The sequence below is a fragment of the Mucilaginibacter antarcticus genome (assembly GCF_042686155.1).
In the GTDB taxonomy this organism is placed as follows: Bacteria; Bacteroidota; Bacteroidia; order Sphingobacteriales; family Sphingobacteriaceae; genus Mucilaginibacter; species Mucilaginibacter antarcticus.
Genome location: NZ_JBHUON010000006.1, coordinates 99,481 through 120,789, shown reverse-complemented (window position 1 = coordinate 120,789; position 21,309 = coordinate 99,481). Strand labels below are relative to the sequence as shown.

The following is a 21,309-nucleotide window of genomic DNA, read 5'->3' as shown; positions in this document are numbered from 1 at the left end:
TTAGTGGTTAGTGGTTAGTGGTTAGTGGTTAAAATCTGTTGCTAAGATCGTTTGCTTGCAACTAATCTTTAACCTTTACAAACCAATCTTCAATATTAATTAGACCTGATAGCCTCTACCGGATCAAGCTTTGAGGCAGACCACGCCGGAATAATGCCCGATACAATACCAATACCTACAGAAATGCTGATTCCTTTTACAACGTTTTTCATGTAAAGTACCACTTCGACGTCCGCCAGCGCGTTTAATAAAAGTGTGCCGCCGTATACTACGGCCAACCCAATAAGCCCGCCCATAAGGCAAAGCAGTATTGATTCTATCAAAAATTGGAGCAGTATAAAGTAATTTTTAGCGCCCAGTGATTTTTGTATGCCAATGATATTGGTACGCTCTTTAACCGATACAAACATAATATTAGCTATGCCAAAACCACCTACCAGTACAGAGAAGATACCTATTATGCCGCCGGCTAAGTTGATGATAACAAACACCTGATCTAGCTGCGCCGTAAGCATCGTACTTTCGTTAAGCGCGAAGTTGTCATCCTGATTAGGGCGTAAACTGTGGATAGAGCGCATCAAGCCACGCATTTCGCCTTTAACCTCTTCAACCGGTATGCCATCTTTGCCGCGTACTATAATAGAAGGGCGATATCTTTCGGCTTGCACATCAATAATGTTTCGGGCAAAATTAAGTGGTATTAAAACCTGTTTATCAGCAGATATCCCCAGCATATCCGTGCCCTCTTTTGCAAATACACCAATAATGGATATATATCTGCCCATTACTTTTATCTTTTTACCCAAGCCTGTGCCGCCGGGGAACAGGTTCTCTGCTATGTCATTACCGATGATACCTACAGGTGCCCCATTCTGCGATTCTAACTCCGTAAAGTAGCGGCCATCCTGAAGGTCCACATTCCAGGTTTTATCGTGCTCATGGGTTACAGCATTAACCTCTGCCCCATCAACCGTATTACTGCCATATTTAATGGTTCGCGCGTCAATACCAATCTCGTATGATATGCCACCGGTTGTTTGGCTGCGCTGACGCAGCTCGTTAAAGTCGCGTAGCTTCGGCACAGGGCGCTGCATAAATTTCCACCAGGGGTACTCGCCGTCTGATACCCACGGCCATTTTTCGACATATACACTGTTGCTGCCCAGCTTATTTACACTTTTCTGCAAGTTATCCCGCAATGTGTCGACGCCAGAGTACACCGCTATAATGGTAAAAATACCTATGGTTACCCCCAGTAGAGATAATAATGTACGCAGTCTGTTTTGCCTCAGGGCGTCAAGCGCAAACAAAAAGCTTTCCTTAAAAAGTTTTAAAAATATCATTGTTGATAATTACCCCTATTATTTGATTGATTACCGATTGTTAAATGATTTCATATATGGCAAACTCATTTCAAAGATTGCTGTTACCTTTTAGATGTTCGCGGCGCCGTTAAGTTACACCAATTAGTTAAAAGCTTAAAATATTAAAACTTTAACCAAAATGAAGTAAATCAAATTCACAATCAGCGCAACCAACAACATAATCAGTGTATTCCATTTAATTATTTGTACATTTGCGCCCTGAAAATTCATATATATAAGCATGAAATTATCTCAATTTAAATTCAATTTGCCAGAGTCGCTTATCGCGCACAACCCTTCCGATATCCGCGACGAATCACGTTTAATGGTCTTACATAAAGATTCGGGCAAAATTGAGCATAAAGTTTTTAAAGACGTTTTAGATTACTTTGACGATAAGGATGTTATGATCCTTAACAACACCAAAGTGTTCCCCGCCCGTTTGTATGGTAATAAAGAAAAAACCGGTGCCACTATAGAGGTTTTTCTGTTAAGAGAATTAAACAAAGAGCTTCGTTTATGGGACGTATTGGTTGACCCGGCACGTAAAATACGCGTTGGTAATAAATTATATTTTGGTGATGATGATTTGTTAATTGCTGAAGTTGTCGACAATACCACGTCACGCGGTCGTACCATTCGTTTTTTGTTTGATGGTACCGATGAAGAGTTCCGTCGTAATGTTGAAATTTTAGGCGAAACACCGCTACCTAAATACATTAAACGTAAAGCAACCGCCGAAGATAAGGAGCGCTACCAAACTATTTTTGCGAAGCACGAAGGCGCGGTTGCTGCACCTACTGCAGGTTTACACTTTAGTCGCGAGCTAATGAAACGCCTTGAGTTAAAAGGTGTTGAGTTTGCCGAGGTTACTTTGCACGTTGGTTTAGGCACTTTCCGCCAGGTTGAGGTTGAAGATCTGACCAAACACAAAATGGACTCAGAGCAGATTATCATAGAGCCAAGGCAAGCTGCTATTGTAAACAAGGCTCTTGAAAATAAGCAGCGTATCTGCGCGGTGGGCACCACCAGTATGCGTGCTATCGAATCAGCAGTGTCTGCTAACAAGTCATTAAAGTCTGTTAACGACTGGACCAGCAAATTCATTTTTCCACCGTACGAATTCAGCATAGCTAATTCAATGATTACCAATTTCCATACTCCAGAGTCGACTTTGTTGATGATGATCACCGCGTTTGGTGGTTATGAGAAGGTGATGAATGCTTACGAAGTTGCTATCAAAGAAAAATACCGTTTCTACAGCTATGGCGACGCCATGCTGATTATCTAATTGCTAGGTTTGAGACATTCGATTTAAGATGTGAGATCAGTAGTGGTCTCACATTTTTTATTTTATAGTTTTATTAAGATATTTAGCCTCAACAATCCAATGTCTCAAATCTCAACTCTTAAATCTCAGGTCTCAAACTACGTCATTATTGTTGCTGGTGGCTCAGGCACCCGGATGGGGACGGTTGTTCCCAAACAATTTTTGACGATTAACGGATTGCCTGTGTTGATGCATACCGTGCTCGCCTTTCACACCAGCGAAAGCAGGCCCAATATTATATTGGTGCTACCCTCCAGTTACCACGATTACTGGTACCAACTTTGTGAAACGCACAAGTTTGTGGTGCCACATCAACTGGTAAGTGGCGGCGAAACTCGTTTTCATTCCGTGAAAAACGGTTTGGACTTGATTGATGATGAAAATTCTGTGATAGCAGTACAGGATGCGGTAAGACCGTTCACAAGTACCCGCGTCATCGACAAATCATATACACACGCCGCTGAGCACGGCAATGCCGTTGTTGCAGTAAAAAGCCGTGATTCTATACGGCAACAGAAAGCTGATACATCAACTGCCTTAAACCGCGATGAGATTTACCTGGTGCAGACGCCACAGACATTTCAATTCGCGCAGATTAAAAGCGCATATCACCAGGCTTACGAAAACAGGTTTACTGACGATGCCAGCGTGGTAGAAGCGACGGGCGTAAAGATAAACTTGATAGAAGGTGATTACCGGAATATCAAGATCACCTTTCCAGAGGATATCGCCATAGCGGAGCTACTTTTAAAAGAACAATGAATTTTTTCATTCTGATCACAGCGAAGGATGTAGCGAGCGACGATTATCCAGGTTGCTGATTCTTCGCTATGCTCAGACTAACAACTTTATAACATTAAGGCGCATCGTAAAAGGCCAGTTTACCGCTTTTGCTCCCTATAGCTGCCCAGGTATCTGCGGCAAATTCTATGAGCGCAACAGCGCCGGGGGGCACGTCGCGCGTCTCGCCGGTGAGTGAGTATAGTACCTGCCCTATCCCGGGGTTATGGCCAACCAAGCCAATAAAATCCTGGTCGTCATTAAGCATGCTGATAATATCCAGCAGCTGATCCTGGCTAGCATCATAAATACTTGCTTTTTCTTGGGCCGGTGCAATATCTAGATGCTGCGAGAAGACGTTTGCCGTACTAATAGTACGTAAGGCAGGGCTGGATATCAATGTTTGCGGCACCAGGCCTTTTTCTTTTATACGGCCGGCCATCACGGCAGCGTCCTGCAGGCCTGATGGTTTTAATGGGCGTTCAAAATCAACCAAACCGGTTTCGTGTGTAGCTTGAGCGTGTCTTATCAGTAAAAGCTTTTTCATAGGATATGTATTTATCTAAAACGGTAGCCTAAGCCAATTAAAAATTCTCGGTTTTTGACGACGGTTGTTCCGGAACCGCGTTGAGGATCTGATGCAATATTGTTTAACCCCAGTGCGTAGCCAATATTAAATGTTACCCTATTACGAAACTCAAAACCTGTGGTAAAGTATAAGCCTGCGTCAAATTTCATCACGTCATTATCTTTGCCGAATAGCAGTTTGTCTTTTGTATCGCTGCCGGGTGTTTCATAATCAAGCGTGCCATTTAAACCCATGGCTAAATACGGGCCCACACCTAAATAAAACACGCCGATATTGGTAAAAGTCAATTTGCGCAAGGCGCTCACGGTTAACTCGCCATAATTTAAAAGCGTGGTGGTTGTCAAAGCGTCTATAGATACAACAGATCCTTTACCTACATACCCTACCCCCCCTTCAATCCAATACTGTTTGCCGATAGGCATTTGGGCAATACCGCGGATATTAAACGTTTTAACAGAGCCGGTGGACAAGATATCTTTATTACTGATTTGCTGATAGGCAAAGCCGCCCGATATTTTAAGCCCGTACTCTAGCTTTTGAGCCTTAGCGCAAAAGGCGCTTATACTCAGTGACAGTGTTAGTACCGTTATTTTATTTATCATCATTATGCATTTATAAAATCAGCTATCTCATTATTAGCAATATCATACATACATTTAAAATGGCCCAGCGGGCAGGCTGGTAAACCAAATTTTGAGCAGGGCCTGCATGGCAGCTCCACACCGGCAACTAAAACCTCATTTACCTTGTAAGGCTGCACACCAAGCAACTCGGGCACGGTACCGCCCCAAACGGACACAATCGGTACCTTAAAGGCTTCAGCGATGTGCGTTAATCCTGTGTCAAAACCTATTAGTTTAGTCGCCCTTGATACCAAAAATACAGATTCGTCTAAAGATGTTACACCACAGGCATTATAAATATTATTGCCAAGGGCCTGTTTAATCATCTCGCCGTTGCCTTTAACATCGTTACCGCCTAACAAAACAATCGGCAGGTTTATTTGCCGGCATAGATTAATAATTTTTTCATTGGGCATACGTTTGGTAAAGTGCGTTGCACCGATTACAAAAGCGACATAGCCATTTTGGTGCGACGCCGGCAATAATTTATCAAGCTGATGATCACCCCTTGTATAATAATCTATCGGCTGATTATCGTTTACCACCCCTAAAACAGATGCAGCGAGCATGTATCGATCAACCAAATGCACGGGCGGCACCAGTTTTAAATTAAATGTCAGGCTAAGCCACTTACGTATAGTTTGCTTTTTATAAGTTGATGATTTTATACCGGTACGCAACTTTATGGTAGCGGTGCGCAGGTTGTTATGCAAATCGACGATGTGATCGTAACCTTCGGCTTTAATATCAGCAATGGTATCTGACAAGTTAGGCTTAAGCAGCAACAACTTATCAACGTATGGGTTGTTGTCGTAAATGTATTTAAAGGCAGGCTTGGTAATAAAGTGCACCTCGGCACCGGGGATCTGTTTTTTAAGGCAGCGCACAATCGGGGTAGTATAAATGATGTCGCCCATAGAACTAAAACGGATAACCAGTATCTTCATAACGATTCGCTTTTAGCTAGCTTGGTTGCGGATCCTCTCGATGATAGAAGTAGACGAGTATCCTTCAACCAGGTCAATTGTCTTCACCTCACCTCCGTTAGCCAAAACCTCTTTGGCCCCAACAATATTATCTATAGTGTAATCGGCCCCTTTTACCAATATGTCAGGTAATAGTGTGCTGATCAAATTGAGCGGAGTATCCTCTTCAAAAATAACTATGCCGTCAACAAAAAACAACGCGGCCAGTAAAGCGGCCCTGTTAGCCTGATCGTTGACCGGCCGGCTCTCCCCTTTTAGTCGTTTTACAGATGCATCGGCATTTAAACCTATAATAAACCTGGTACCCAAACTGGCAGCTTTTGCCATGTAAGTAATATGCCCTATATGCAGCAAATCAAACACGCCGTTAGTAAAAACCACCTTTTCTCCTTCCAGCTTCCAATATTCAACCTTACACTTTAAGGTTTCCAGATCAGAAATTTTTTCTAACAGTACTTGTTCAAGGTTTGCTATCATTGGGAAGGTTAATAAAGATCATCAACTGCCTGGCAAATAATATGCCCTATCAGTATGTGCATTTCTTGTATGCGCGCGGTAGTTTCGGCCGGTACCACAATGTTCAAATCGCAAAGACCATTCATCTTACCACCATCACGGCCAGACAGGCCCAGGGTTTTGCAACCCAGCTCTCTCGCGGTTTTTAACGCACGTAAAACAACCTCGCTGTTACCGCTGGTTGATATGCCAATGAAAAGGTCGCCGGGCCTGCCCAGCGCTTCTAGCTGGCGGGCAAATACGTAATCATAGCCATAGTCATTAGCTATCGCGGTGAGGGCAGAAGTATCTGTTGTTAAGGCAATACCCGGTAAGGCCTTGCGGTTTTTAACGTACCTGCCGCTAAGTTCGGCGGCTATGTGCTGGGCATCCGCAGCGCTGCCACCGTTGCCTGCTACTAAGACTTTGTTACCGGCCTGTAACGTTGTAGTCATCATTTCGCAAGCCTTTTCAATATCCGGCACTAGCGAGTCAATTACCTTTTGTATGGTGTTTTGATGATCCCGAAGTTCTTCAATTATCATGTGCCTATTTCTTTTTTGAATTAAAATGCGCTGTTATCTCTTGCAATGATAAGGCATTTAAACATCTTTCTTTATATAATCCGCCTTTGCGGGCAACAATGACACCGTAATGCATATCGCTAAACCCCTCCGTTCGGTGAGCGTCTGGATTGATAGATAGCCAGCAGCCTTTTTCCAGGGCATATTGATGCCAGCGCCAGTCAAGGTCTAAACGTAGCGGGTTAGCATTAATCTCTATCACTACATTATTAGCAGCACAAGCATCTATTACCTTTCTATAATCAATACTGTAACCGTTGCGGCTAAGTAATAAACGGCCGGTGGGATGGCCAAGCATAGTTGTGTAAGGATTTTCTATCGCTTTCAACAAGCGTTCAGTGGCTTTTTCTTCGCTCATTTTTAAATTAGCATGTATAGATGCCACCACAAAATCAAACTTCTTTAATATTTCTTCGGGGTAATCCAGCGAGCCATCATTTAAAATATCCGACTCAATGCCTTTAAACACATGAAAATCATTTATCTTTTTGTTAAGATGATCGATCTCCACATGTTGCTGCAATACCCTCTCAATACTCAAACCCTTGGCGTAAACCGCGGTTTTACTGTGATCTGAAATGCCCAGGTACTCTAACTTTAATTCATCGCGGCAATACACCGCCATTTGCTCCAGCGTATTTACACCATCGCTCCAGGTACTGTGATTGTGTAACGCGCCCTTCAGGTCATTATAAGATATTAACTGTGGTAGCTGGTCTTTGGCGGCGCGATCAATAAAAGTGACACCCTCACGCAGTTCGGGTTTCATAAAGGTTAATCCCGCTTTATGGTAAATCATTTCCTCGTTCTCCGGCTGGTCTGCATCTTCTGCGCCACGGTCAAGCACCGCTTTTACGTGCTCATCGTTACCTGTTTGCAAAAACAGCTTAGTAAAATAGTGACGTTTTTCAACTACCCAGATAATGACGTTTAACCCATTGGCGGTCTCGCCTTTTACATGTCCATCCTCATTAACGGCATTAACCAAAATTTCTGAGTGGAGTATGGTGTGCAGGGCCATTCCACAATCGCGGCTACCTACAACAAGCTCGAGTACATTAATTACTTCGCAAAGGCGGCGGTACTCGCCGGCGAATTCCATTAAAGCGTTATCAAATGTATCTTTTATTTTACCTATAATAATATCGGCTTCCGGCTCAACCTGATGATATAAAAATTTACCGCTGCTGGCCATTCTAAACTCTATAGCCTTGCGTATCTCTTCCTGGGTTTTTAAACCGAAGCCTTTTAGTTCTATCAGGCGGTTTTCATTACAGGCATAGTAAAGCTCACCCACGGTTTCAATACCCATATCCCGCCAAATTACGGCCACCTTTTTTGCACCTATGCCTTTTATCGCCATCATTTCGACAACGCCAGCAGGTGTAGCGGCCAAAATCTCTTCAAGCTCTTGTATAGTACCGGTTTGTACTACTTCAATAATTTTTGTGGCTACACTTTTGCCAATACCATAAATGGTAGACAATTCTTCGAAAGACTTTGCTGACACCAAATAAGGCAACTTGTCTATTGCAAAAGCAGCGTTAGCTATGGATTTTATTTTGAAAGGATTAACCTCATGAAGCTCCATGAGTTGCGATAGCAGGCGGAGTTTACGGGCTATAGGTTTATTTTCCATGTATAGATAAAGCGATAAAAGTACAAAAGGTTCACTTTAGTTCATAGTTTCTATCAAAAGACAAGGGCCGATAGTTTATGAACTATCGGCCATCAATTATATTGCAGCATAACCTACTCTACCACTACATCATACTCCATACGGGCCATTGGGAGGCGCATTTTCGATTTGATATTTTTTATCTGCTCGTAAACCTTATAATCTTCGCCAAGTTCTGACTGTAGTATGCGGGTTTTAATTTCCGCGCTCAGGCTCTCGCCCAGTTTGCTTAACACGCTTTTTTGCTCGGGGTAAGTAACCAATTTATAGTCTTTCAACTTAGCCATTTTAGCCGCAGATTTAACAGCGTCGTTAATATTACCCAGACGGTCAACCAAACCTATTTTAAGCGCTTGCGCACCTGTCCATACACGGCCCTGCCCTATACTATCAATATATTGCTGGCTTTTATGCCTGCCGGTCGCAACAGCCTTTGTAAAGTCGTCGTAACCATGGTTGATCATATTTTGTAATATAGCGCGCTCTGCCGGGGTAAGCGGGCGGCTGCTGTCACCCAGATCGGCAAATTGACCCGTTTTAACACCATCAAATGTAATACCTAACTTGTCGGTCAATAATTTTTGAAGATTCGGTAGAATGGCAAATATACCTATAGAACCAGTAATGGTATTTGGCTGCGCAATAATCGAATCTGCAGCACACGCGATGTAATAACCGCCGGACGCGGCAACATCACCCATAGAAACAATAATTGGCTTGACCTTTTTAGTAAGGGCCACCTCGCGCCAGATCACATCACTGGCTAGCGAACTGCCGCCCGGCGAATTTACCCGCAGTACGACCGCCTTAACTTTACTATCCGTACGTACTTTGCGCAAAGCTTTCGATATTGTTTCAGAGCCTATGCTATTGTCATCACCCTCGCCACTGGCAATCTCTCCTGAAGCGTAAATCACCGCTATGCGATTGCCTGAAGCATCGGCTGCGGTTTCATCAGCTTTGCCGTAGTCTATTAAATCAATGCTGTTAATGTTTTTCTTTTGATCAACACCTAAGTGTGTTTTAAGCTCAGCTAACAACTCGTCTTTATACTTAAGCCCGTCAACCAGTTTATATTTTAAAGCGTCTTCAGGCTGCTGAATAACCATCTGGTTGGCGTAGTTAAACAACGTATCCTTATTAATTCCCCGGCTTTTGGATATTGATGTCAGGAAATGATCGTACATCGAACCTAAATAGGATGTTACCTGTAGACGGTTAGCATCGCTCATCTTGGTAAGTATCATTGGTTCCACAGCGCTTTTATACGTTCCAACCTTTATTACCTGTGCCTCAATCCCCAGTTTGTCTAAAGCACCTTTAAAAAAAGTCACTTTTGATTCAAAGCCGTTAAACTCAAAGTATCCCTTTGGATTAATGTAAACTTTATCAGCAACAGATGCCAGGTAGTAAAAGCGTTGAGTAAAAACTTCGCCGTAGGCTACAATAAATTTTTTCGATTTTTTAAAGTCCAACAGCGCGTTTCGAATTTCTTCCGTAGTGGCTTGGCCGGCAGCCATATAGCTTTCATCAAGGAAAATGCCTTTAATATTATCGTCTGTTTTAGCTTTTTTAATATTGGTCAGTATTTCTTTAAGACCGATCGATTTTTCGCTGCCGAAACCCAATATTCCCAGATCTGCTAACGGATTTTTAGCTGTACGTTCTGGTATGGCGTATTTTAAGTCAATATGCAAAATTGAATTAGATTCAACGTTCACCGCATTATCACTACCCGCCGAAGCTACGATTCCGCCAATAATTGCTACAAAAATTATCACGATAATTACTGTAGACACAATTATGCCAACAATGGTGGCCAATACAAATTTGAAAAATTGCTTCATTTACTATTATAAATATTATATCTATGCAAACTTAATAATCTATGGGTATAATACTAAGAGCATTGTCCATAATATTTGTTACAACAAATGAATAGCGTTTTTTTACTACTAGGCAGTAACCTTGGCGACCGCAAAATGTTTCTGCAACAAGCTATTATGCATATAGCTTATGATATTGCACCAACCGTGGTAACGTCGTCTGTATACGAAACACAGTCATGGGGTAAAACGGATGAGCCGGACTACCTGAACATGGTTGTAGAACTAACAACAGATCTATCCGCCCGAATTATATTAGATAAAATATTGTCTATAGAGCAAATTATGGGCAGAGAGCGTGATGAGAAATGGGGATCAAGAATTATTGATATAGATATTTTATACTATAACCACGATATTATTGATGAGCCCACGTTGCAGATACCCCATCCACACCTGCACAAGCGCAGGTTTACTTTGGAGCCGCTTGCAGAGATAGCGCCAAATTTTATCCACCCTCAATTTAATAAAACCAATCTGCAACTAAAAAATGAGCTAAGAGATAGCTTAATAGTAAAAAAATTATAAATTTGATTATAACTTTTAAGAAAATATGCCAGTTGATCTAAGCAACCTCGATCTTGATTTAACCCTTTTAGAAGAAATAGCTGACGGCAGCGACGAATTTATCGTTGAATCAATTGACATGTTTTTGCAGCAAACACCGGTATCATTACATGACGTTGGCAACGCTTTTGACGAAATGGATTGGACCACAGCAGGTGCCGCGGCACACAAGCTAAAGGCTACCCTGGGATTTTTTGGCATGCTTAACAGCCAGGCCCTTGTGCAGCAAATAGAGCACGACTGCAAAAACGGCAATCCTGATGGAATGGATCTAATAGGAAAGTTTGAACAGTTACAGGCATTTATAACAGCCAGTACCGTAGCCTTACAACAAATTAAAGCAGAGAAAGAAGCAGCTATTTAAAGCTGCGCTATCTTAAAGGTATAACTTTCCATAATTAAGTTAGCCAACAAACTTTTACAAGCCTGATCAACTTTTTGCTCAGCAATATCTGCGCTTTCGGCCTCAATTTGCAGAGAAATGTGTTTACCGATACGGATATTCTGAATTTCGGCAAGACCCAAATTTTTCATACTTCCGGTTACGGCTTTGCCCTGCGGATCAAGTATTTCTTTTTTTGGCATTACATCAATTTCTGCTTGAAAAATCATCATGGAGTGGTTTATATGTTAATTATGATAAAATATTACCCCACTTTTTTGGGGCTACTTATCAAATTATTATTAGCTATTTTAAATTGAACTATTGATAAGGCGATATAGATAAATATAATCACCGGTATTGCCGCAAATTTAAAAAATAGTATCAATATTGCTGAAAACAACAGCAGTAAATAGCGATAAATATTTTTGTTGAAATCTTTATTTTTAAATTTAAGCGACATAAGTGGCAGCTCGGCAACTAGTAATGCGCACATTACTATTACAAAAATGGCTAAACCATAGGGGTTTAATACATACTGCGCCAGCGCGGGTCGCTGATCTATCACCATAGGGAATGATGCTATTAAGATAGCGTTAGCTGGCGTAGGCAAACCTATAAATATGTCGGACTGACGGGTATCGTTGTTAAACTTAGCCAGCCTTAACATTGAAAATACGGCTATTAAAAATCCAGAAAAGTTTAAAAACTGACTTATACTGCCTAACTGGGGCGCCTGTAAAAAAAGCTGATACAATATCGCCGATGGCAAAACCCCAAAGCTTACCACATCGGCTAGTGAGTCTAAATCCTTCCCAATGCCAGAAAATGACTGTAAAACGCGTGCTGCAAATCCGTCAAAGAAATCAAAAATAGCGGCCAAAAACACAGCATAAGCAGCACTTATCAAGTCGCCCTGAACAGCAAATACAATACCTACGCAGCCGCTAAACAAATTGGCGCAAGTGATAGCGTTAGGTACGTGTTTTTTTACCCGTTTCTTCATTTCAGGGGGTGAAGGTATCAGAATTAACTTAATAAATCAATAAGCGATGATTAAGTTAGTGTTGGTGCATAACAAATTGGGTTGGTTAAGCCCACAGTTAAACTGCTCACCTAATCAACCCAATAAACTTATTAAAGCTCTTAACTAATTATGAATTCATCGAAATCAGGAATTCTTCGTTGGTTTTTGTGCCTCTAACCTGGCTTTGTAAAAACTCCATAGCCTCTATCGAGTTCATATCAGCCAGGTGGTTACGTAAAATCCAGATACGTTGCAGGGTTTCTTTGTCCATTAACAAATCGTCTCTACGGGTACTTGATGCTGTAATATCAATAGCAGGGAACACGCGCTTGTTAGATAGTTTTCTATCCAATTGTAACTCCATGTTACCGGTACCCTTAAACTCTTCAAAGATAACCTCATCCATTTTAGATCCGGTCTCCGTCAATGCTGTAGCTATAATGGTTAATGAACCACCATCTTCGATATTACGGGCCGCACCAAAGAAACGTTTAGGTTTGTGCAGCGCGTTAGCATCAACACCACCGGATAGTATTTTACCGGATGCAGGTGCTACTGTATTGTAAGCACGGGCCAAACGGGTAATAGAATCTAACAAAATTACAACATCATGACCGCACTCAACCATACGTTTTGCCTTTTCGAGGACGATGTTGGCAATTTTAACGTGACGCTCAGCAGGCTCATCAAACGTCGAAGAAACAACTTCAGCGCGTACACTACGGGCCATGTCTGTAACCTCTTCCGGGCGTTCGTCAATCAATAAAATAATCAGGTATACCTCTGGGTGGTTCTTAGCTATAGCGTTGGCTACATCCTTTAATAACATGGTTTTACCAGTTTTAGGCTGCGCCACTATTAAACCACGCTGACCCTTACCTATTGGCGAGAAAAGGTCCATGATGCGTGTAGAATAGTTACTCGGATCTGTAAATAGATGCAATTTTTCTGACGGGAAAAGTGGCGTCAAGTGATCAAACGGTACACGATCGCGCACCTCTGCTGGTACACGGCCGTTAATAGCCTCAACACGTACTAACGGGAAGTATTTCTCGCCCTCTTTTGGTGGGCGGATGCTGCCACGTACTGTATCACCCGTTTTAAGACCAAATAGTTTTATTTGCGATTGCGATACATAAATATCATCCGGAGATGTAAGATAGTTATAGTCAGACGAACGGAGGAAACCGTAGCCATCTGGCATAATCTCTAACACACCCTCGTTAACAATAACATTATCAAAATCTAAATTTATAGCAGGCTCTTGCGGCGCTTTTTGTTGTTGCACACGGCGCTCAAATTTTTGAGGGCGATTGTCAGCGACAGGCTCAGCAGTTGAACCTGCAGCTATTTCTCCCTCTTGTTGAGGTGTTTCAGCGACGGCTTCCACTTGTTGATTTTCTTCAGGCTCATTTTCATTTTGAGGCTCATCATCCTGAGCATCAAATAGGTTGGTATCGTCTAAATGCACTTCAACACGCGGCTTAGTAGAGCTTGCACCTTTAGCAGTACGTAAACGGGCGCGGGGTTTCTTTTCGGCGGCCTCATCTTTAGGGCCATCTACCGGGGCGTAGTTATCTTCTACTACTTGTTGTTGCGTACGGGCAGCATCAATTAACTGCTGCATTTGTTGAATATTTGTAATCAGGTCCGGCTTTCTTAGAGAGTCAGCTTCAGGGATACCTAAACTTTTGGCAATTTCGCGCAACTCAGAAACGAGCTTGTCGTTCAATTCGGTTGTATCAGACATATATGAATTATGGTGTCAAAAAGGGGTTGTTACTCGTGAGTTATGTATGTATACTCAGCTATTTGAAATAAGAAATTTTTAGTTTGCAGCTTACTCTTGCACTGTTTAAACCTGGTGAAATTTGAAAATATCGCGGGGATTTAAAATTATTCTTTAGTGCAAGAAAAACTCAAAGGAAAACAGTGCAAGTCTAATCAATAATATTATAAAATCAAACTTTTAAAAAAAATATCTACATTAAAATAACACTTCAGCTAATTTTTAGTTTTTTTGGTGTTTAAATATTATCGCTTCTCATTACAATGATTACACGCCAGCAATTAGTAGACCAGATCAAACAAAAAAAATCGTTTCTATGCGTTGGTTTGGATCCTGATATAGACAAGATACCCGAATTTTTAAAGCAATACCCGGACCCTATTTTTGAGTTTAATAAGCGCATTATTGATGCTACCAAAGATCTCTGTGTGGCTTATAAACCTAATTCGGCCTTTTATGAGGCGTATGGGGTTAAAGGCCTGCAAAGCCTTATAGCCACCGGCAAATACATTCCTAAAGACTGCTTAAGTATTATCGACGCCAAACGCGGCGATATTGGCAATACATCTGACAAATATGCCTGTGCTTTTTTTGACGAAAGTACTTCAGGAATGAACTTTGATGCCATTACCGTAACGCCTTACATGGGTAATGATAGTGTTACCCCTTATTTAAAGTACGATGGTAAATGGGTAATCATTCTTGCGCTGACATCATCAATAGGTAGCAAAGATTTTCAATACCTGCCTACAGAGGATGGACATCTTTATGAAACCGTAATTAAAAAAGCCAACACCTGGGCTGGTGCCGACCGCCTAATGTATGTAGTGGGTGCCACAAAAAGCACAGAGTTTACAGAAATAAGGAAGTACGCCCCCGACAACTTTTTGTTAGTGCCCGGCGTAGGCGCCCAGGGCGGTAGCCTGCAAGATGTTTGCCAATATGGTATAACCAAAGATTGCGGCTTGCTGGTAAACTCATCCCGAGGGATTATTTACGCCGGTAGTGGCGAAGATTTTGCCGATGCTGCGCGTGCCGAAGCTCTTAAACTTCAAAAAGAAATGCAGGTGGAATTAGAAAAATCGGGAATTATATAACAAAGCGCCTTATGAGATTAATTGCCAGGCTTACTTTATTTATAATCTTATTTGTCAATACATCTTACAAAGTTGCAGCACCTTCCGTCGCAACGGATTTCAGATCATTTTTGACAAAGTTTAAAACATTACAGCTTCCACTGACTATTACGATTGATCTGAAGAAGTGTGTCAGATTTACAAAGTCTGACAATCAGTTTGTAAAATCTGCATACCCAAATGAGACTTATTCTTATGGTATACTGCCCGATACTACAGACTCTTACAAATTAATCTGGCTCGAACCTTCAGAGACACAAATGCCTTACCTGGGTACATTCACTAAAAGCGGCAAATTTATTGAAAAGGTATTTTTACCGGTTGGCCAGTGCGGATCTGGCTGTGGTTTTTTGTGTAACGAATTTACCAGGATAAATAAAGACTTGAGCTTTGTGTCGGTAGATTCTATAACAACCTGCAAATGTGATATTAACGGGCCGATTGAAGGCACATCTGAAAAGTATGTTTTGATAAAAAGTGGACGTGTAGCAAAAGATGGCCAGATTACGATTGGCGAGCTCTATAAAAAAGCTATAGAAAAAAAATAGCCTTACAAATTTCCTTGTAAGGCTATTTCACTTATTCTATCTCAATTTTCCCTTCAATTGAATCATCGAGGGTCTTACCAATTGCCGCTCCGGCCAGTTGTTTAATAAAAGCTACAGCATTACCATGCTTGTTGTCCCAATAATAGGCTTCTGTTGGGTCTACCTTTACAACTGCTATCCGCGGATCGTCTTCGCCTTCGGTAAACCAGGCTTTCAGGATGGGCTTCCAAAATTGTTTAATTTTTTCTTTATCGGCACTAAGGGTCGTAATGCCATATACATTCAGATAGTCAGAATACTTTGAACCCTGGAAAAAAAGCTGCGCCAAAGGCTCCGACTGCAGCTCTTTGTAAGTTTCGCTATCATTAGCTATTAAAAACCACAAGTTGCCTTGGTCGTCAACCTCCTGCACCGTCATTGGTCGCGCAGACGAAGGAAGTCCAGTTTTGATGTTACTGGTAAAAAAACAGGTTTTGGCGTCCTCTGCCAACTCTTTAAGCTTGGTTATCGCTTCCGAGCCGTCTAAATCTTTGAAATTATCTTCAGGTTGTTCTTGATTGATGCTGTTCATGGTAGTGTTTAATTTTTGATGTGATTAAAACTTACCAATTATGATGCCAGTGGCGATGTATAACTAAGATTATAAATAGGCCAACGAAGTGATAACGTACTAAGAAAATAAAACTTTACGCTGTGGAAACTTATCGGCATAACCGGCGATGAGGTTGCGGATGTAGTCGTTACCCGGATATGGGGTGATGTGGTTTTTAAGCTGCTGCACATCTTCTACCTGAAAGTAATGCGATATATAACCCATGCCATAAAACTTGCCTTTTTCTACCAGTATGCAGCTATGTTCATCGTCTGTACGCCCTTCATCACGGATAGCAAAGGTGGGCAGCGCCTGGTTCAGTTCGGCTATGGCGAGTGCTACCTTTTGGTTATATGTGTCAGCGGGTTCAATACCGGTACAGGCACACTGATCAGTTGCCACACCCGTACAAGTAGCAGTATTGGTTTGTATAAAACAAAATTTAGGGCACAGCGCAAACCGCTCTATCAGCTGATTTACAATACTCCTACCCTCAAACAAGGTATTACAGGTATAAATAGTGCCGGTATGTTTACGGTGCTTATCCACAGCAAGGCGCATGTAGCCACGCTGATCTTCGTAAGCATATAAACCATAGGCGTGCTCAAAACGTTTCATGGCACGATTGTATTTGGGCCATAGGCGCTTTATCTCCACCGCTTCCAATACAAAAGCAATTAGCTCGGTCCCACAAACCTGGTGGGTTATTTGGTGTATATTTTTTAAAAATTCCTGTCGCTGCTGACCGGGGTTATTACCGGTAAAGTGGCTACTCACACGCTTCTTTAAATTTTTGGCCTTACCCACATAAATCACTTTACCCTTCTCATCGTGAAAATAATATACCCCGGGTGTGCTTGGTAACTCGAGCAAAGCTTTTTTAGGCAAATTGGGCGGCAGTACCTGCTCTTTTGAATTTGCTTTTAACGCTTGTTTAATATGGTCGTCTTTATCATTACGCAATAGCATGTTAAACAACTCGGCAGTAGCATCGGCATCGCCCATCGCACGGTGGCGGCTTTCATTGTCAATACCTAAATGCCTGCATAATTTCCCCAGGCTGTACGATGGCAAACCCAGCAATATTTTGCGGCTCAAGCGTACAGTACACAACTTATTACATTGCAGGTCATACCCGGCAGATGCCAAATGATACCGCACAAAAGAGTAATCGAAATTTACGTTGTGAGCAATAAAGATCTTTCCATGCAGCAGATGGTATATATCGGCGGCAACGTCTTCAAAAGGCGGCGCATCTGCAACCATTTCGTTGGTAATACCTGTTAAGGCACGTATGTAGATAGGAATGTCCCTGCGGGGATTGACCAAAGTGCTGTAACGCTTGGTTACCTTTTTACCATCGTGTAAACAAATGGCTATTTCAGTTATTCCGTTAGCACTGGCATGCCCTCCCGTGGTCTCAATATCTACAATTGCATACATATTGTAAATATAGATATTTTGCTAACAATTTTAGTTTATAGGCAAAAAAAATACTACTTCCCGGTAGCCGGTCTATTCGTAGGTTCTTCCACAATATTTACATCAATCACCTCATCAGCATTTTTAAGTAAGGTCAGGCAGTCGGAGCTTAAATGTTTAAGCAGAAGCTTTTTACCTGCTTTGTGATAGCGCTCCGTTAGTTTGTTCAACGCATCAATAGCCGACATGTCAGCCACTCGGCTTTCCATAAAGTCAATAACTACCTCGGTCGGGTCATTCTGAACATCAAACTTTTCTGTAAACGCGGTAACAGAGCCAAAAAACAGCGGACCATACATTTCATAGTGTTTCACGCCATAATCGTCAATATACTTACGGGCACGGATACGTTTTGCGCTCTCCCAGGCAAAAACCAGGGCAGATATAATGACGCCTATTAAAACAGCCAATGCTAAATTATGCAGCCAAACAGTTATAACAGCCACTAACATGCCAACAAATATGTCTTGCCGGGGCATCTTGTTAATAACTTTAAAGCTTGCCCACTCAAAAGTGCTAATTGCTACCATAATCATTACGCCGGTTAAAGCCGCCATGGGTAGGCGACCTATTATAGGCGCGCCGAATAAGATAATAACTAGTATGGTTATTGCAGCAATAATGCCGGACAACCGTGCCCTTGACCCTGCAGACAGGTTAACAAGCGTTTGTGCTATCATCGGGCATCCGCCCATCCCAAAAAAGAAACCGTTTAAAATATTAGCGCTGCCCTGTGCAATGCATTCGCGGTTGCTATTGCCCCGGGTGGCGGTCATTTCGTCGACCAGGTTAAGCGTCAATAAACCCTCGGTTAACCCAACACCAGCCATAATCAAAGCGTAGGGGAAGATGATCTTCAGCGTATCGATAGTAAATGGCACCGATGGAATATGGAACGGCGGGAAGCCGCCGCTTACCTCGGCGATGTCGCTTACAGTTTTAGTGTGTATGCCGAAGCCTAACACCAATAAAAACACAACTATAATGGCTACTAAGGACGGGGGAACAGCTTTGGAGACTTTTGGAAACAGCATCACAATGGCTATGGTCAAAGCAACTAGACCACCCATAATTAGCAAAGGCTGGCCGCTCAGCCAAACCTGGTGACCGCCAATCACAGTTTTAAACTGTTCTAGTTGTGCCATAAAAATAACTATAGCCAAGCCATTAACAAAGCCGTACATCACCGGCTGCGGTACCAGTTTTATAAATTTGCCCAGCTTAAAAAGGCCCACAGCTATTTGTATTACACCCGCTAGTGCGACGGCCGCGAATACGTACTCTAATCCATTTGATTTCATTAAAGCGATAAGTACGATAACCGTTGCCCCTGCCCCGCCCGAAATAAGGCCCGGCCTGCCACCAAAAACAGCGGTCACCAACCCCATAATAAAGGCGGCATATAACCCCGTTAAAGGTGGGAAACCTGCCAGTATAGCAAACGAAAGCGACTCGGGCATCATCGTCATTGCTACTGTTAACCCGGCCAAAATTTCGTTTTTATAATTTACCTTTTGGGTGAAGTCAAATAGGTTTAAATACATCTTTTGATAAATAAAAAGAGACGCGAAGTATCGCGTCTCTAAAAATATAATATCTAATTAACAAGTTTTCTACTTTCCTTTTTTTGGTGCAGCAACTTTAGCCTGCTGTTGCACACGCATCATTTCTTCCATTTTAGCACCAAAACCTGATTTTTTCTTTTTGTCTTCCGGTTTCTTTTTGTTCTCCTGGATTTGTGCATGGATCTTTTTATCATCAACCATTAGCTTAATAATGTATTGCTGTAAAAAGGTAAACATGTTAGCCAGGAAGTAGTAATAGTTCAAACCTGACGGGTAACCATTTAACGCGCCTAAGAAAATAATTGGTGTGATGTAACCAATGTATTTCATTTGCCCAGTAACACCCGAAATTTGGTTGTTAAAGTAAGTGTATATCAAGGTTGATATTGTCATCAACAAACACATCAAACTCAGGTGATCGCCCAGGAACGGAATGGTAAAACCAAAGTTGATAAACGAATCATAAGTTGAGAGGTCATTCATCCATAAGAAGCTTTGACCACGCAGCTCAAACAAGCCGGGGAAGAAGCGGAAGAAAGCAATAACGATAGGCATTTGTAATACCAAAGGCAAACAACCACCCAACGGATTTACGCCGGCCTTTTTATAGAGTTTGAGATATTCTTGTTGTAATAATGTTGGGTTATCCTCGCCTACTTTAGCTTTGATTTCATCCATCTCGGGCTTTAGTACACGCATTTTAGCCATTGACAAGTATGATTTATAAGTAAGTGGCGACAGTACCAGCTTAAGAATAACCGTTAGAGCCAGGATGATCAATCCGTAGTTCCAGTTAAATTTGGTTAAGAAATCAAACACGGGCAAAACCGCAAAACGGTTTATATATTTTAGCGGGCCCCAGCCCAGGTTAATTTGTTTCTCAAAACCGTGGCCTTCGGCGGCTAATATTTTATAGCGGTTAGGGCTAAAGTAAAAATCAAGCGGGTAAGTGCCGTCGGCACTACGGGCCAGTGTTAAGTTGGCCTTTAATTGCTTAATGTCAGTATGGTTACTGGTATCAGTTGAAACAGACAAACTTGATTTACTGAAACCATCTTTGCTTAGCAACAAGCTTGAAAAGAAATGCTGTTTGAAAGATACCCATTGCATTTTTTTATCAGCAATCTCTTTCGTATTATCCTTGGTATCGCCTATATAGTCGAAATCTTCATTCGTATCATAATACTGAATCATGGTATACTCACGGTCAAGCGTGATGCTTTTTTCCAATTTCTTAGGGCTTGTTTCCCAGTTAAGGGTTATGCTGCCCTGGTTGGCAACCACACTTTCTAAACCGGTAGATTTGATTGTAAAACCAACTTTATAACCCTCGCCCTTTAGGCTGTATATGTAGTCAATATACTGGGTTGCGCTATAGCTTAAACGCATGCTAATGGTCGACGAATCTTTACCGGTAACGGTTAAGTTTTCGGCACTTGGGGTAAAGTATCTGTCGTTGGTGTTTACGCTGGCAACACCTGCTGCAAACGTAAATCCAAACTTATTTTTATCACCCTCAAATAAAACTAATGGCTTATTGTCATGGGTTTTAAAGTTTTTTAACTCTACCGAGTAAATGCGGCCACCGCGGTTGCTTAGTTTAACACGCAGGTTTTTATTCTCTAAAGTAACCAGTTTTTGTGTACCGGCTAATGTTGAGCCAAAAGGCGTTTTCAAAGCAGCCGAATCAAAAGCGGGGGCGGCTGTCTTAACTGTTGTGTCAAGCTTTGCCGTAGCCGGATTTGGTTTTATACCTGCTTTTTTAAGCGAATCCTGGTGCTGCAGGGCTTTTTCTTTCGCGATCTCGGCATCGCTTGGCTTCATCAGCCAAACAGAACCGGCTATGATGATCATAATCAGGAATAACCCTGTAAAAGTATTTCTATCCATTTCTATCTAATCGTAC

General features: G+C 42.0%; 21 protein-coding genes. 6 read left to right on the top strand and 15 right to left on the bottom strand.

The features are described 5' to 3' along the window. Positions 1-95: 95 nt before the first annotated feature. On the bottom strand, positions 96-1,343 hold the full coding sequence (locus ACFSYC_RS07265) for an ABC transporter permease (RefSeq protein ID WP_377125057.1): 1,248 nt from the start codon (positions 1,341-1,343) through the stop codon (positions 96-98). Positions 1,344-1,605: 262 nt separating this feature from the next. Between ACFSYC_RS07265 and queA the strand changes: the two genes are divergently transcribed. Beyond that, positions 1,606-2,655, top strand: a complete 1,050-nt coding sequence (gene queA / locus ACFSYC_RS07260) for a tRNA preQ1(34) S-adenosylmethionine ribosyltransferase-isomerase QueA (protein ID WP_377125055.1) — start codon at positions 1,606-1,608, stop codon at positions 2,653-2,655. 99 nt (positions 2,656-2,754) lie between these two features. Beyond that, positions 2,755-3,456 carry a 2-C-methyl-D-erythritol 4-phosphate cytidylyltransferase gene (locus tag ACFSYC_RS07255; protein WP_377125053.1) on the top strand — a complete coding sequence of 234 codons (702 nt, stop codon included), beginning with the start codon at positions 2,755-2,757 and terminating at the stop codon, positions 3,454-3,456. Positions 3,457-3,550: 94 nt separating this feature from the next. Here ACFSYC_RS07255 and ACFSYC_RS07250 read toward each other — a convergent pair whose 3' ends face one another. From ACFSYC_RS07250 to sppA, 7 genes are all read right to left on the bottom strand, one after another. Continuing rightward, complete coding sequence (locus ACFSYC_RS07250; protein ID WP_377125051.1) at positions 3,551-4,021, bottom strand: SixA phosphatase family protein; 471 nt, start codon at positions 4,019-4,021, stop codon at positions 3,551-3,553. Positions 4,022-4,032: 11 nt separating this feature from the next. Next, a complete protein-coding gene (locus tag ACFSYC_RS07245) occupies positions 4,033-4,668 on the bottom strand; it encodes a porin family protein (protein ID WP_377125049.1) in 636 nt (211 codons plus the stop codon). Beyond that, positions 4,668-5,633 carry a glycosyltransferase family 9 protein gene (locus ACFSYC_RS07240; RefSeq protein ID WP_377125047.1) on the bottom strand — a complete coding sequence of 322 codons (966 nt, stop codon included), beginning with the start codon at positions 5,631-5,633 and terminating at the stop codon, positions 4,668-4,670. Before ACFSYC_RS07240 ends, ACFSYC_RS07245 begins: the two co-directional genes overlap by 1 nt. A 12-nt stretch (positions 5,634-5,645) precedes the next feature. Further along, positions 5,646-6,149, bottom strand: coding sequence for a D-glycero-beta-D-manno-heptose 1-phosphate adenylyltransferase (gene rfaE2, locus ACFSYC_RS07235; protein WP_377125045.1), 504 nt, complete (start codon positions 6,147-6,149; stop codon positions 5,646-5,648). An 8-nt stretch (positions 6,150-6,157) separates the two neighbouring features. Continuing rightward, positions 6,158-6,712 (bottom strand): D-sedoheptulose 7-phosphate isomerase, encoded by a 555-nt coding sequence (gene gmhA, locus ACFSYC_RS07230; RefSeq protein ID WP_377125043.1) that lies wholly within the window; start codon positions 6,710-6,712, stop codon positions 6,158-6,160. Between the two features lie 4 nt (positions 6,713-6,716). Then, positions 6,717-8,390: a helix-hairpin-helix domain-containing protein gene (locus tag ACFSYC_RS07225; RefSeq protein WP_377125041.1), complete on the bottom strand. Its 1,674-nt coding sequence runs from the start codon at positions 8,388-8,390 to the stop codon at positions 6,717-6,719. 113 nt (positions 8,391-8,503) lie between these two features. Then, entirely contained in the window at positions 8,504-10,276 is a 1,773-nt protein-coding gene (sppA, locus tag ACFSYC_RS07220; protein ID WP_377125039.1) for a signal peptide peptidase SppA, read from the bottom strand. Between the two features lie 87 nt (positions 10,277-10,363). Between sppA and folK the strand changes: the two genes are divergently transcribed. Further along, the gene (gene folK, locus ACFSYC_RS07215) at positions 10,364-10,843 is read left to right on the top strand and encodes a 2-amino-4-hydroxy-6-hydroxymethyldihydropteridine diphosphokinase (RefSeq protein WP_377125037.1); all 480 of its coding nucleotides are present in this window, start codon (positions 10,364-10,366) and stop codon (positions 10,841-10,843) included. A gap of 25 nt (positions 10,844-10,868) precedes the next feature. Further along, a complete protein-coding gene (locus tag ACFSYC_RS07210) occupies positions 10,869-11,246 on the top strand; it encodes an Hpt domain-containing protein (protein ID WP_377125035.1) in 378 nt (125 codons plus the stop codon). On the opposite strand, the gene purS is transcribed toward ACFSYC_RS07210, so the two are convergent. From purS to rho, 3 genes are all read right to left on the bottom strand, one after another. Next, a complete protein-coding gene (gene purS / locus ACFSYC_RS07205) occupies positions 11,243-11,497 on the bottom strand; it encodes a phosphoribosylformylglycinamidine synthase subunit PurS (RefSeq protein WP_377125033.1) in 255 nt (84 codons plus the stop codon). The genes ACFSYC_RS07210 and purS overlap by 4 nt on opposite strands. Before the next feature lie 32 nt (positions 11,498-11,529). Beyond that, positions 11,530-12,270: a CDP-diacylglycerol--serine O-phosphatidyltransferase gene (pssA, locus tag ACFSYC_RS07200; RefSeq protein ID WP_377125031.1), complete on the bottom strand. Its 741-nt coding sequence runs from the start codon at positions 12,268-12,270 to the stop codon at positions 11,530-11,532. Positions 12,271-12,418: 148 nt separating this feature from the next. Then, positions 12,419-14,041, bottom strand: coding sequence for a transcription termination factor Rho (rho, locus tag ACFSYC_RS07195; protein WP_377125029.1), 1,623 nt, complete (start codon positions 14,039-14,041; stop codon positions 12,419-12,421). Between the two features lie 305 nt (positions 14,042-14,346). On the opposite strand from rho, the gene pyrF reads away from it, so the two are divergent. Together pyrF and ACFSYC_RS07185 are read left to right on the top strand one after the other, a co-directional pair. Beyond that, on the top strand, positions 14,347-15,177 hold the full coding sequence (pyrF, locus tag ACFSYC_RS07190) for an orotidine-5'-phosphate decarboxylase (RefSeq protein WP_377125186.1): 831 nt from the start codon (positions 14,347-14,349) through the stop codon (positions 15,175-15,177). 11 nt (positions 15,178-15,188) lie between these two features. Beyond that, on the top strand, positions 15,189-15,764 hold the full coding sequence (locus tag ACFSYC_RS07185) for a hypothetical protein (protein WP_377125027.1): 576 nt from the start codon (positions 15,189-15,191) through the stop codon (positions 15,762-15,764). Positions 15,765-15,795: 31 nt separating this feature from the next. Here ACFSYC_RS07185 and ACFSYC_RS07180 read toward each other — a convergent pair whose 3' ends face one another. From ACFSYC_RS07180 to yidC, 4 genes are all read right to left on the bottom strand, one after another. Next, complete coding sequence (locus ACFSYC_RS07180; protein WP_377125025.1) at positions 15,796-16,335, bottom strand: pyridoxamine 5'-phosphate oxidase family protein; 540 nt, start codon at positions 16,333-16,335, stop codon at positions 15,796-15,798. A gap of 99 nt (positions 16,336-16,434) precedes the next feature. Beyond that, a complete protein-coding gene (locus ACFSYC_RS07175; protein ID WP_377125023.1) occupies positions 16,435-17,799 on the bottom strand; it encodes an exonuclease domain-containing protein in 1,365 nt (454 codons plus the stop codon). Positions 17,800-17,852: 53 nt separating this feature from the next. Beyond that, the gene (locus ACFSYC_RS07170; RefSeq protein ID WP_377125021.1) at positions 17,853-19,382 is read right to left on the bottom strand and encodes a SulP family inorganic anion transporter; all 1,530 of its coding nucleotides are present in this window, start codon (positions 19,380-19,382) and stop codon (positions 17,853-17,855) included. 69 nt (positions 19,383-19,451) lie between these two features. Further along, positions 19,452-21,293 carry a membrane protein insertase YidC gene (gene yidC, locus ACFSYC_RS07165; RefSeq protein ID WP_377125019.1) on the bottom strand — a complete coding sequence of 614 codons (1,842 nt, stop codon included), beginning with the start codon at positions 21,291-21,293 and terminating at the stop codon, positions 19,452-19,454. Between the last annotated feature and the right edge of the window lie 16 nt (positions 21,294-21,309).